13 protein-coding genes are annotated in these 13207 nt (G+C 40.6%); 6 read left to right on the top strand and 7 right to left on the bottom strand.

The genetic code is table 11. The annotated features are described in order from the left end of the window. Positions 1 to 103: 103 nt before the first annotated feature. A complete protein-coding gene (locus tag ACZ5GY_RS10770; RefSeq protein WP_464111863.1) occupies positions 104 to 817 on the top strand; it encodes an ABC transporter permease in 714 nt (237 codons plus the stop codon). 108 nt (positions 818 to 925) lie between these two features. Beyond that, positions 926 to 2512, top strand: a complete 1587-nt coding sequence (locus ACZ5GY_RS10765) for a DEAD/DEAH box helicase (RefSeq protein WP_213692029.1) — start codon at positions 926 to 928, stop codon at positions 2510 to 2512. On the opposite strand, the gene ACZ5GY_RS10760 is transcribed toward ACZ5GY_RS10765, so the two are convergent. The 5 genes from ACZ5GY_RS10760 to ACZ5GY_RS10740 all read right to left on the bottom strand — a co-directional run bounded on the left by ACZ5GY_RS10760 (position 2509) and on the right by ACZ5GY_RS10740 (position 8248). Continuing rightward, a complete protein-coding gene (locus ACZ5GY_RS10760; protein ID WP_464111862.1) occupies positions 2509 to 3615 on the bottom strand; it encodes an HD-GYP domain-containing protein in 1107 nt (368 codons plus the stop codon). The genes ACZ5GY_RS10765 and ACZ5GY_RS10760 overlap by 4 nt on opposite strands. Positions 3616 to 3688: 73 nt before the next feature. Next, positions 3689 to 4552, bottom strand: a complete 864-nt coding sequence (locus ACZ5GY_RS10755) for a methyl-accepting chemotaxis protein (protein WP_464111861.1) — start codon at positions 4550 to 4552, stop codon at positions 3689 to 3691. Continuing rightward, the gene (locus ACZ5GY_RS10750; RefSeq protein WP_213695350.1) at positions 4536 to 5312 is read right to left on the bottom strand and encodes an oxygen-binding di-iron domain-containing protein; all 777 of its coding nucleotides are present in this window, start codon (positions 5310 to 5312) and stop codon (positions 4536 to 4538) included. Before ACZ5GY_RS10750 ends, ACZ5GY_RS10755 begins: the two co-directional genes overlap by 17 nt. Positions 5313 to 5351: 39 nt before the next feature. Beyond that, positions 5352 to 7811, bottom strand: coding sequence for a sensor domain-containing protein (locus ACZ5GY_RS10745; RefSeq protein WP_213695351.1), 2460 nt, complete (start codon positions 7809 to 7811; stop codon positions 5352 to 5354). An 8-nt stretch (positions 7812 to 7819) separates the two neighbouring features. Then, positions 7820 to 8248: an MOSC domain-containing protein gene (locus ACZ5GY_RS10740; protein WP_213695352.1), complete on the bottom strand. Its 429-nt coding sequence runs from the start codon at positions 8246 to 8248 to the stop codon at positions 7820 to 7822. A gap of 126 nt (positions 8249 to 8374) precedes the next feature. Here ACZ5GY_RS10740 and ACZ5GY_RS10735 point away from each other — a divergent pair, with 126 nt between their 5' ends. Then, positions 8375 to 8806, top strand: a complete 432-nt coding sequence (locus ACZ5GY_RS10735) for a thioesterase family protein (RefSeq protein WP_213692035.1) — start codon at positions 8375 to 8377, stop codon at positions 8804 to 8806. 61 nt (positions 8807 to 8867) lie between these two features. Here ACZ5GY_RS10735 and ACZ5GY_RS10730 read toward each other — a convergent pair whose 3' ends face one another. Next, entirely contained in the window at positions 8868 to 9740 is an 873-nt protein-coding gene (locus ACZ5GY_RS10730) for an NAD(P)-dependent oxidoreductase (protein WP_213692036.1), read from the bottom strand. A 96-nt stretch (positions 9741 to 9836) separates the two neighbouring features. On the opposite strand from ACZ5GY_RS10730, the gene ACZ5GY_RS10725 reads away from it, so the two are divergent. The 3 genes from ACZ5GY_RS10725 to ACZ5GY_RS10715 are packed head-to-tail and all read left to right on the top strand — an operon-like array spanning position 9837 to position 12574. Then, positions 9837 to 10901: a class I fructose-bisphosphate aldolase gene (locus ACZ5GY_RS10725; protein ID WP_213692037.1), complete on the top strand. Its 1065-nt coding sequence runs from the start codon at positions 9837 to 9839 to the stop codon at positions 10899 to 10901. Further along, positions 10898 to 11668 (top strand): polysaccharide deacetylase family protein, encoded by a 771-nt coding sequence (locus ACZ5GY_RS10720; protein ID WP_307879639.1) that lies wholly within the window; start codon positions 10898 to 10900, stop codon positions 11666 to 11668. The genes ACZ5GY_RS10725 and ACZ5GY_RS10720 overlap by 4 nt, the downstream gene beginning before the upstream one ends. 30 nt (positions 11669 to 11698) lie before the next feature. Next, positions 11699 to 12574: a hypothetical protein gene (locus ACZ5GY_RS10715; RefSeq protein ID WP_464111860.1), complete on the top strand. Its 876-nt coding sequence runs from the start codon at positions 11699 to 11701 to the stop codon at positions 12572 to 12574. On the opposite strand, the gene ACZ5GY_RS10710 is transcribed toward ACZ5GY_RS10715, so the two are convergent. Next, a complete protein-coding gene (locus ACZ5GY_RS10710; protein ID WP_307879640.1) occupies positions 12571 to 13194 on the bottom strand; it encodes a PHP domain-containing protein in 624 nt (207 codons plus the stop codon). The genes ACZ5GY_RS10715 and ACZ5GY_RS10710 overlap by 4 nt on opposite strands. Between the last annotated feature and the right edge of the window lie 13 nt (positions 13195 to 13207).

The following is a 13207-nucleotide window of genomic DNA, read 5'->3' as shown; positions in this document are numbered from 1 at the left end:
TCATGTTAATAACGGCGTAGACTGGCTTCTTCAAGCCTTAGCCCCAACTTTTGATAGTATTTCCAGCGGAATTCTTACTATACTTTTAGGAATTGAGAATTTCTTGCACATCATCCCCTGGTGGATATATATAGTTGTAATTGCTCTCCTCGCATGGAAAGCAACACAGCGTCTCAGTACGACAATTACATTGCCGATAAGCATATTGTTCATAGGGATATTCGGCCTTTGGGATTTAGCAATAGGAACACTTGCCGTTGTCATTGCCGCAGTGTTTATTTCCTTACTTATTGGCATTCCCCTTGGTATCCTCATGGCAGAAACCAAGGGAGTGGAACCCGTTATGAGACCAATTCTAGACGCCATGCAGACAATGCCAAGCTTTGTCTATCTTATTCCGGCCATGATGTTTTTCGGTCTCGGGAAAGTCCCAGCTGTTCTTGCAACCTTAATTTACTCTCTTCCTCCTGTTATACGCTTAACGAATCTTGGGTTGCGGCAAGTACCTAAGCCGGCTCAAGAAGCAGCGATCGCATATGGAGCAACAAAATGGCAATTGCTAAAAGAAGTGCGAGTTCCTTTAGCTATGCCTACGATTATGGCAGGAGTCAACCAAACAACAATGATGGCTCTATCAATGGTTGTCGTAGCATCTATGATCGGAGCCAGAGGACTGGGACAGGAAGTTTTACTTTCTATTAACCGTATTGATGTGGGACGTGGTTTTGAAGCCGGAATCTCTATCGTTATTATGGCAATTACCATTGACCGTATAACACAAGGTTTCGCCAAAAAATGGGACCCCATCAAAAGATAAATATATGGCTCAGAAACCTATATTTAAGCCGTCTTCTCCTAAAAGAGGACGGCTTATCCTATATAATAAGCATGTAAAAATTATGTACCTTTGAAAACGAGGATAAGAATGGAACAAATATTTTATGATTGGCAATTTAAAGCATATACAAAAATAGAAGGGCAAAATGCTGTTCTTTCTGCTCCGACAGGGGCAGGTAAAACTCTTGTTGCATATCTTTGGGCAGGACTTTTAACAACAGAAGGAAAAATTCAAATGCCCAAAGATACTTCGCGTATTATATTTACCGCTCCTATTAAAGCCTTAAGTAACGAACGATATATGGACCTTCGGCGCATGGGGTTTGATGTAGGAATAGAAACTGGCGATTTCAAACGAAATGAAGAAGCTCCGATTATTTGCTGCACACAAGAAATCTATACGTTGAAATATACGAAAGATCCCGATCAAAAACTTATTATTGATGAATTTCATTATATTTTTGAAGATCCGGACCGTGCCAGAACCTATATTGACGGCATTCGAGAAACAGCACCAACAACGTCTATTCTTGTTATGTCTGCGACCTTCAGCCAACCAAACGTTATAGGTCATTACCTCGAATCAATTACCGAGCGCAATTTTATTGTGTATGAAAGTCAAGAGCGAGCAACTGAGCTTGTTTTTACCCCTAAGAAACCTGCTCAACTCTTTTCTATTCATGATGCTCTCGTTTTTGTTTTCTCCCAACGTGGAACTATGGATTTGGCCTACAACATTGCTAGAACTAGGCGACGCCTTCCCAAAGAACAACGAAGTCGTCTCTATGAATTAGCAACTATTCTTGACGTTCCTAAAGTTCAAATGCCCCTTCTGTGTGGCGTAGGAATTTATCATGGAGGGATGTTACCTAAAGAAAAGCTACTTGTAGAATCAGCTTTTCGTGAACGTATTCTTGATGTTGTTGTAGGAACAAACGCTCTGGCATTAGGTGTCAATTTACCTGCTGAAACAGCTATTTTTGCTCAACTAGTTCAATTTCATGATAATGCTCCCATAAGCAAAAATGAATTTCTCCAAATGTCGGGACGAGCCGGAAGAAAAGGCCTTTTCGATACAGGCTATGTTACATGGTTAGCGAATTCCCCCTGCGAACATCGCGGATATAACACAGGGGAAGAATTTAAAAATTTGCTTCATATGTCTCCAGAGGCAGCTTCTGTATCTCTTCGACCAGCTTGGGGAGCCCTGTTACGACATGAAGTTCATATTGACGACGAAGCCGATTATATAAGCCGTTTTTCCTTACCTGAGATTGATCCTTATATTTTACGCAACGAACTGAGACAAGGATTAAAGCGCATAGATAGAGCATTACGCCGTATGGTAAAACCTCATCAAAGAAAACAGTTTAGGATTCTTTTAGCCAATATTTGGTATGAAGAGATGAGTGCTGATGAAAATCTTGAAATGGCTCGTCTTTTCTTTGCCGAAGAACGGCCAGAAGCTCTTTTCGCAGCCCAACTTGTTGCCCCTTATGAGCGGAATTATCTTCAAGCTCTACTCAAGATCAAAAGGTATGCTAATCACCTTCCAAATGGGTATTTCTTTAGGGGGATGCGCTTTCTTAATCAAACTGTTGATGACATAGACCCAACTATTTATGGTTTTGAAGAAAAAATTAATGAAATAGAAGGATCTTCGAAAAAAGCCTAAGCAGAGAAGGATTTGCCAATATCGCTGAGGCAACGACGTATAAAAAGATCTTTTTGACATGCTAAATCTACAATCACAAGATCTCGTACAGCATCTCCATGAGTATTGATTCGAAGCATAAGCTTAGGACGCAATATATCTCGGCCTGCAGAGGCAATAACAATTCCGATGCTGTAATCTGAAAGTTCAACAATCGTTCCAGGCGGATAAAGCCCTAGGGAGCATAGAAGGACCCCAACGATTTTTTTATCAAAATGAGTATCAGCGTTTTGTATAATCATTGAGAGGGCCTGGCGAGTTTCTAGAGAATCACGATATATACGCTTTGTGGTAAGAGCATCGAAAACATCGGCAACAGCCGCAATACGGGCTTCAAAAGGAATCTGTTCTCCTCTTAACTTATCAGGGTAACCATTTCCTTTCCATCGTTCATGATGATGGCGTACTATAGCAAGAACACGTTTATCAGAGACCCCAGACTCTCGGAGCAACCTTTCTCCTTCTTCTGGGTGTCTGTTTATAATACTGAATTCACGCGGAGTGAGAGGGCCAGGCTTGTTAAGGATATCAAGACTTATACATGCCTTGCCCACATCATGTAGCAGTCCCCCCATTACTTGCCTTTCAACCACTTGTATTTGATTTGGAAAGAGACGAGACGTAATAAACCCACTAAGAAGAGCTACGTTCAACGAATGAATAAAGGTATACTCATCCCAATTTCTTACCCTGGCCATAACAAGAAGAACTTGCGGAGTGCTCATCAGCGTTTTGGCAAGAGAGCGACTATTTGATATAAGAGATGATAACTCCTCAGAACTAGGCTCCCTACCTGAACGAAAGCGTTCATATACATCTTGAATCTGTTGAATTGTCACTTTCGCCAAATGTCTATCAAGAGCAACGAGATTCAGATCAGAATCTTGAAGAGCCATCTGGAAATCTTCTTTTGAAAAATGTATCTCCTTCTGAATAGGAACTGAGCGAATGCCCCATTGTATTAACGTATCAGGTAAACGTGGAAAATTCTGCATAACAACTTTGATATCGCTATGTTTTGGGAGCAAAAGAAGACCACCGGGGGCAATTATATCCTCCGCCAAATGTCCCCATATATGATGAAGCTCTGAGACAGCTATCTGCTGTATCAGAAAAAGTCCCCCCTTATATCCAAGATTAAAGTTTAATATTTTTCAAATTCTTTTGGGCTGTCACAATAGCTGAAATAGTAGCTGTCATAGATTCAAACTTTTTTGAAGCATCATCCATAACTCCAATTGAGCGTTCCATCTCTTCTGAACTTTCGCTAATTTGAAGTCCTGAATCTTTCATTGTCTGATGAATTTGTTCCATAAAGTTTTTATTTTTTATCAGATAGTCAGAAAAAGAGACAAGAGTGCTCCGAATCATCTGAAACATGTCTCCCACTTTTTGAACGCTCTCCATTGCTTCGTTTACAGAGCTCGAAATCTCGCTGACCTTCGTCGTAATGTTCTCAGAAGCTCCTTTGGTTTCTGCTGCTAACTCCTGAACATTTTTAGCAACTATGGCAAAACCTCGTCCATGTTCACCAGCCCTTGCTGCTTCTATTGAAGCATTTAACGCCAAAAGATTGGTTTGCTTTGCTATACGCTGAATCTCTTTCGACATTTTTTCTACTTCGAGAAAAGACTCAAGAGTTCCATAGGTCGTCTGAACAGTATGCCGCACATCATCGCTCATACTCTCAAGATCCGTTCCTGAACGATCAAGATCTTCCATAAGCTTTTTATTCATTGAATTGATTTCTTCAACACTCTGACTGGTCTGTTGGCTCTTCTGATCAAAATCCTGAACAACCATTTCCAGAGAGCGGCTTAAGCGCATAAATTCCTGAGCAGTCTGCTGTATTTCTCCCTCAACCCGCTGCACTCGTCGTACCAAGACATCATCAAGTTGGGCCATGAAAGAATTCATCATGGTATCAGCAAAAAAAGCCGACCCCAAACGACGAATCACTTCTTCGTACTTTTTATCGGCCATATTAAGCACCAGCTCCATAAACAGTATCAAGGAGATCAGTTCCACATCGAAGATTTTCAAACCACGAGAAAAATTTTTTTACGTTTTCTCCTTGAATAACTGCTCCATGTTGAGGGGCAATAGCCTGAATATCTAAAGATGACAATTGCTTTACCCAGCGACGGCAGACAGCATTAGAAGCCATATAGCGCTTATGAAACCCTTCCATATATTGCAGATGATCCTCAAAGTTTTCGACAATCGCATATCTTTTCCCCTTTGGGAATATAGCTGCACCAATATCGCCAGTAAACAGAATCTTCGATATAGGATCGTATAGGGAAAAAGCCCCCGTAGAATGAAGAAAGTGTGAAGGGATGAGTTTCATCGTCTTTCCATTAGAAAAAGAGAGAGCCCCTCCTCGATCAGGAATCGCAGTGATTCTTTTATGGTCATAAATACCAAAATGAGGCAAAAATCGAGTCCAAAGAGAAGAAATATATACCTGAGCTCGATCGGTCATAGAGAGCCATAAAGTAATTCCTGAAGAAACATCAGGATCTTGATGGGAATAAAAAATGTGGCGAATACGGTGTAAATCAAAAAGCTCTGCAACATTGGCCAATACCCGAGGAAAGACATGAGCTCCACCTGGATCAAGTAAAAGAACCTCTTTTCCTGAAACGATCACATATTGATTTGTCTGAACAACACCTTCCTCTTCCTGCTCTTCCCACGCTAGAAGGTAAAAACTATGATCGTCATGTTCATATAGAGAAATCGAACTTCGATGCTCCATGGAGACATCTCCTCCGTTCATAATAGTGATCAAGGTACGTTAAATTGTATTATTAATTATAAAGGATACCAACTCTTTTTCCTCAAGAGGCTTACTAGTAACATATCCTTGAATAGCATCGCAATTGATATCTTTCAAAAAATCAAGCTGTTCATGTGTTTCCACACCCTCCGCAATGGTACCCAGCCCCAGAGAATGAGCCATATTAACCATTGTTTTTACGAGGACTTCTTTTCGGCGATCTATTCCTATTCCATCGATAAAAGATTTATCGACCTTAATGACATCTATCGGAAATTGGCTTAAATAGGCAAGAGAAGAGTATCCCGTGCCAAAATCGTCCATATAAATACGGCATCCGAGAATCTTCATTTCTCGTAAAAGATCTAAAGAAGCGTCTACATTTCGCATAACACCAGATTCAGTAATTTCAAATCCTATTTCCCCAGGTTTGATAGAGTAGGCTTCAAGAATACGCCTTACCTCAGAAATAAAATTCTCCTGCAAAAGCTGCCGAGTTGAGATATTCACACTTATTTCAAGGGGAGGATTTCCCTGTTTCTTCCATTCCTGCTGATGTCTGCACGCCATCATAAGGATTTCCTCTCCAAGGGGCAATATCAAACCTGTTTCCTCTGCTACAGGAATAAAATATGAAGGCATAATAAGGCCTTTTTGGGGATGCTGCCAACGTACCAAAGATTCAAATCCATTGATCATACCTGTTTTAAGTTGAAGCTGTGGCTGATAAAAAAGTACAAAATTTTTATTCAAAAGACTCTCTCTCAGATCATTTTCAAGCAAAAGACGATATGAGGCCCGCTCTCCAAGTTCCTCTTTAAAAAATTCGTAGGAATTTAACCCCGTTTCGCGGGCTTTATGAAGGGCAATATCTGCTTTTTGTAACAAGACTTCTGTAGTAGTGCCATCATCAGGAGCGATGGCAATTCCGATACGAGCTGTTAAAAATATTGGTCGCTCTGCCAAATGAAAGGGCTCTTTGAAACAATGAAGCAACGCCCGCGCCATATGCGCTATATCAGCCACTCGCTGCGCCTGATGAATTAAAATATAATAATCATCCCCGCCTATTCTGGCCACAGTATTAGATTCCCCCACTGTCTTTTGAAGACGTTGGGCAACTTGCTGTAAAAGCTGATCCCCCGAAAAATGTCCCAAACTTTCATTTACATTTTTAAAGCGATTAATATCAAGAAAGAGAACCCCCGCAAAAAAACCTTTTTGTTCAATATTTTTCAACTCTCGATCCAATCTATCAAGAAACATTATTTTGTTAGGTAATCCTGTAAGCTGATCGTACAAAGATTTGAGACGAATCTGAGCATCTTTAGTTTTCATTTCAGAAAGATCGCTAAAGACCGAAATATATTCTGATATTTTCCCATTTCCATCATATACAGCTGCCACAGAAAGCCATTCAGGGTAAACTTCTCCACTTTTTCTACGGTTCCAAATTTCTCCTTCCCAATAGCCCTTTTCAATAAGTTCCTTCCAAAAATTTACATAAAATTCTCTAGGGTGTTTTTGAGATTTTAAAATCCTGGGATTTTTCCCTATAGCCTCATGAGCTTCGTATCCAGTAATTGTCGTGAAAGCGGGGTTTACCGATTTAATTGTGGCATGAACATCGGTAACCACTATTCCCTCAAGAGTATGTTTCATTACTGCCAAAGCAATCTGCAAGTCTTTTTCCCGCTTCTTCTCTTCTGATATATCTAGCAAAACACCTATAACACGAGATAGCTCTCCATTTTCATAAAAAGCTTTCGTTTTAGAAGCAATTATCTTTTGCTCTCCATCAGGCGTCACTATTTTGAATTCCTCGTTTTCGGAGTTTTCCCTGATTTCTCCGCCACGAAGAAGGTGATCAAGAAGATGGGCTACGTATAAACGATCTTCTACATGAATTCGTGAATAAAAAGATCTAAAACTAGGTGTAATTTCTTTACGCTCATACCCAAGAATACGATAGAGATGGTCGCTCCAGGTTAATGTCATGGACGAAGGAATCCATTCCCAATACCCTAAGTGCACTAATTCCTGAGCATGAGAAAGAGAATTCTCCTTCTGAAGTAATTCTTCATTATGTTCTTTGTCTTTTGTTATATCCATGCCGACAAGCAAAACACATTTTCTCTTGTTGACGCTATCCTCAAAATACTTGGTATGAGTGGCAAAATACAACCTCTTTGAACCGTGAATATAAAAAGAAACATCCTCTATCTCTCTATCTTTTTCAAAAGAAGCGATATTATTTCTTCTATACCAACCATCAAGCTGTTCAAATAAAAAACCATACACTTTAGTCAACTCAAAAAGCGAACGTTCTTGGCACTCTTCGTTTGTAACGTGGAACAACCGACATAAAAATTCGTTACCCCACACCCACCTTGCGGATGAATCAAGAATGAGGGCTATTCCTGAAAATTGACTAAAAATATTTTTAATTTCGCCGTATTCTATGCACTGAGTGTTCATTTAGATATCTAGGCTGAAATAGAAACGGGATCTCCAGGGAAGACATCCCCCTGTTGAATAACTTTGAGGAAATAGCCGCATATAGGCAATAGACACCATCCTTTATAATCATACGAATGGGGTTCTTCTGGTTTTTTGCCTTTTTCAATAACTTGAAGTTTAGCTGTCGCCCCTACGTTAAGAATCGAACCAATAGGAAGCTCTTCGGGTAATCCTTCTATCAGGAGATTTTCAGCAAGAGAGCCAGGCGGAAATGCGAATTGAGCTTCTTGCTCTGCTTTTTCTACGTCTTCACGCCGAAGCAAACTAACTTCTCTTTCATTTATGTTAAAGTGAGAATCTCCTTCGATCCCACCAAAAGTAAAATGAGCTTTTTCCACTCTTTGTTTAGCTTCGTTTCGCCGATTACTTATACATATGGCAAGAACTTTTCCCATTTTTTATGTCCCTCCTTACTCTTTTCTAATTTAACATAATACACTAAAGCTAAAATGAGATAAAGAAACAAAGTTAAATATAGGAAGTGATACAATAAATAAAAATACTATAAAGGAGGGCTGATGATGTTCGAAGTTAAAGATATTCTTGCACCGGGCCTTTTTGCCTCTGTGAAAAAAACAGTTGAAATAGATGATACCGTAGGGAATATGAATATACACCTCAACCAGCTTCTATCCACTTCTGCCTGTGTTCAAGCTATAATCGGTGCCTGCATAAAGGCAGTAGATCACCTTTTACCGGAAGGATATATTACTATTGGGAAATCCATTGAAGTTGTTCATGAAGCAACCTCTATGTTAAATGTTACAGTAGAATTCAAAGCGATTCTTAAAAGAGTAGAAGGGAACCGCCTCTTTTTCGATATTACAGCCTCCGATGCCCTTGGGCAAATCCTTATAGCCCACCATGAACGGGTCGTTGTAAATCGTGTTGCCCTAATGGATCGTGCAGTAGAAAGGGCTGAACAGCTTAACAAAATACGAGAAATGCTTTAGTCCATTTTTTATTTGCATAAAAAGAGAGGGGCTTGTTTATAAATAAACCCCTCTCTTTTCTCTATTTTTTCTTCTCGTTATAAAATCTGAAAAGAGCTTGCGTTCCATCATCCTCATACCCCTCATGTGCCAGTTTCTTATACATTGAAAGAGACATCTCAAGACCGGGAGTATCAAGTCCTAATCTGTCTGCCGATTCAAGGGCAATTCTCATGTCTTTTATAAAATGTTTAATATAAAATCCCGGATTGAAATCACCGGCAATCATGCGAGGGGCAAGATTTGAAAGTGACCAACTTCCAGCGGCTCCCTGAGCAATACTTTCAAGAACCTTATCTGGATCAAGACCTGCTTTAATAGCATAAGATACGGCTTCACAAACACCAATCATATTTGAAGCAATAGCAATTTGGTTCGCCATCTTTGTATGTTGTCCACTTCCTGCCGCCCCTTGATAGACGATATTTTTACCCATTACCTCAAAAAGAGGACGAACAACTTCAAAATCTTCTAACTCTCCACCAACCATTATTGATAACGTTCCCTCTCTCGCACCTCTATCTCCACCTGAAACGGGAGCATCTAAAGCTTTCAAGCCTTTTTTCTGAGCCGCCGCATGAATGCGCACTGCTAAATCTGGACTCGAAGTTGTCATATCTATAAGATAGGTTCCTGTTTTCGCATTTTCTAGAAGCCCCTTAGCTCCTAAATACACCTCTTCAACATCTCTGGGAAAACCTACAATCGTAATAACACATTCGCACTTTTCTGCAAGGGAAGCAACATTTTCTTCCCATATAGCCCCTTTCTCAACCAATGATTTTGCTTTTTCGCTGGTTCTGTTGTAAACATGAAGGGTGTATCCTGCTTCAAGTATATGCCGAGCCATACTTCCTCCCATGACTCCAAGACCTATAAAACCTATATTCTTCATTGAACAAGTTCCCCCTTTCAAAATTCTTCAATACGAGTATAACGTATGATACGATTGGTATAATAGCTTTACCAAATAGGAAAGAAGGGATTTACCATGTCGAAGTATCTAGACGATATTAAAGAAATACTTGGATCCGACGCGGACTCTCTTCTCAATTATACGTGCTGGGGAATTCCAACTGAAATGCTTACTCCGCCAAGCCCTGATTTTGTCGATCATCTCGCCGCAAATACGAATCGTCCTATCCCTGTGTTACGTTCATTACAAACGCTCTTTGACACAGGAAGATTAAAAGGAACCGGGTACCTCTCCATTCTTCCCGTTGATCAGGGAGTGGAACATTCCGCTGGTGCAAGCTTTGCCCTCAATCCAATATACTTTGATCCCGAACATATTGTCAGGCTTGCATTGGAGGCTGAATGCAGCGCTGTAGTGAGTACCCTAGGAGTTCTTGGTTCCGTAGCCAGGAAATATGCCCACCGTATTCCTTTTATTCTAAAAATCAACCACAACGAACTTTTATCATATCCTAATACATACGATCAAATTCTTTTCGCATCAGTCAAACAAGCCCAAGATATGGGAGCCGTAGCCATAGGTGCCACAATCTATTTTGGAAGTCCGGAATCAAGACGACAAATTCAAGAAGTATCGACGGCCTTTCACATAGCGCATGAAATGGGGATGGCTACTATTCTATGGTGTTATTTACGTAATAAAGCCTTTAAAACAAAAGAAAACGACTATCATTTAGCAGCAGATCTCACTGGGCAGGCTAATTATCTAGGCGCAACTATAGAGGCAGATATCGTGAAACAAAAGTTGCCCTGTATCAATGGAGGTTTTCGTGATCTTCATTTTGGAAAAACTTCTCCTGAAGTATACGATAAATTAGTGCCTAATAATCCGATAGATTTACTCCGCTATCAGGTGGCTAATTGTTATATGGGACGAGTAGGCCTGATTAGCTCCGGTGGGGCATCAGTCGGGTCTAATGATCTGAAAGAAGCCGTTAAAACAGCAGTCATCAACAAAAGAGGAGGAGGCATGGGGCTTATTCTTGGAAGAAAAGCTTTCCAGCGTCCTTTTAGGGAGGGCATTCACATTATACAAAACGTTCAAAATGTCTATCTTGAAAAAGAGATTACTTTAGCATGATCAAAAGAGAAAAATATTGTAGCGTTCTTGTAAAGGTCCTTCTATTCTCTGCACTCCTATGGGGAGGAATGGCTTTTGCTTCGTCTTCACAAGAAACAGTTCCTCTCTTATGGGGTGAAGATATTCCTGGCGTCATGACACACTTCAATACTCGGGAACCAGTCTTGGCCCTGACACTCGATGCTTGCGGAGGGAAACGAGGAAGTGGTTTTGATAAAAAGCTTATAACCTGGCTTAAAAAACATAACATACCTGCAACACTATTTCTTACAGGACGCTGGATTGATGCCAATAAAAAACATGCTCAAGAGTTAGCTTCTTGTTCTCTCTTTGAGATAGAAAATCATGGAATGAATCACCGTCCATGTTCTGTATCTGGACGTTTAGCATATGGTATTCCAGGAACAAAAAATGTATCGGAAGTCATAAATGAGGTTCAAGATGGAGCCGATACTATAAAAGAGATCATAGATCGCAAAACTCGTTTCTTCAGATCTGGGACAAATTATTATGATGAAATCGCCATTGCCACTATAGAAAAGCTAGGATATAACGCCGTAGGCTATTCAATAGCAGGAGATGAAGGGGCAACACTCTCTAAAGAAGCTATTATTATAAAACTTCTTAAAGCAAAACCAGGAGACATTATTCTCTGCCATATGAACCATCCTGAAAGCGATACAGCTGAAGGGCTGATTGAAGTGATTCCCATACTCCAAGAACGCGGTTTTCGTTTTGTCACTTTAAAGGAATATCCGTTGCAATAATGATCATATCCTTATAGAGGAAGGGGAAAAATGATAGGATCAGCTATTTTATTAGGGGGGGTTTCTTTTATATTGCTTCCTCTTGAAATGGCAGCAGGCCTTTTTGCTGCCATAACTCTTTGGCTGACTATTTATGCTGCTCCTTTTTTCTGTCTTTACATAGGGTGGCTTTTTGGTATGTTTCTCGGTTTTGTTCGTGCCGAAACCAATCTCTGGAGTATTCTTGCACTGATCCCTGTAGGAATATGGTTTCTTGTAAATTGGCGCCTCACACTAGCTAAAGAGATGCCTCTTTTCGTTAAGGGACTCAAAGAGCCTCTCGCTCGTCGAAAGATGTTCAGATATTGCGGTCTTATTTTCCCATGTGTAATTTATCCCCTTTGGGGGCCAGGCGCTCTGAATAAATATCTTATGATTGCAACAGTCGCTGCATTTATCATCGAGAAGATTACCAATTACATACCATTCTTGAAAAAATGGTTCAAGTCGATCTCCTCTCAAAAAGAAGAAAGAGATGAACGGTCTATATCATCAACAACATGTTACTTACTTGGAGCATTCATTGCTTCTCTCTTTCCTGACCCTGCTTCTGTACAAGCTCTTATGATGGCAACCATGGGAGATGCCTGGGCCGTTCTTGTCGGCAAACGTTGGGGAAAATTAAACTGGCTTGAAGGGAAAACACTCGAAGGAAGTCTTGCTTGCTTAGCCGCCGCTCTTATGAGCGGTTTTATTTATGGAGCTCTTGTCCCGGAAGCGCAGATCCCATGGCTCATTCTTCTGTGGGGGGGATTGGCCACTCTGTTTACAGAAGGGTTTTTCAGGTTCGAACTCGATAACCTTTTAGTAGCTCCAGTCAGCGCAGCAATAATGACCGCCGTTATATGGATCGCTTACCTTTTCTAAACCTTGATAAACCGATCTACATCATAAACAACTGGATAGACATTACCTGTGCGGATAGCACCTATAAAATCTTCTTCAGTGTGTACCACTCCAGGGAAAGCAGTAGCATAACGTCCTACTCGCTCAACAAGATGGGCATCACTACCACCAAGACGAGGTAAACGCAGTTCCTCAGCAAGAACGTGTGCTTTAAAATTATGAGTCAGGCGGGTACTCCCGTTGAAAGCCTCTATTCCGCTCAAGCCAGGAAGCGAACGTATAAAATTGCCCATTCCACGCCCGTTATCCCGAAAAGGATGAGCACTTACAGCAACGCCTCCCTGCTCTTCCACAAGAGAAAGAACGTCAAGCGCATGCATCTTTTTCTCAGGAACAGCATCAAGACCAAAAATTAACAGATCTCCCTCGTATGTAAGCAACTCAAGACCAACAAGAACCAGGAAATTGTGTTTCATGCTCAATTCCTGAGCATAAGAACGCATACCCATACTTTCATGATCTGTAACACAAATTCCATCAAGCCCCATTTTTTTGCCTTGTTGAATTGCCTTCTCTATAGGTAAAAAACTATCTGAAGAAAATTCTTCAGTGTGAAGATGCGTATCGATAACCAGGGTCATTTCCTCCTTACTT

The organism is Aminobacterium thunnarium (genome assembly GCF_055390565.1).
Note: the sequence above shows the minus strand (reverse complement) of the source record. Positions and strands in the feature narration are given on the sequence as shown.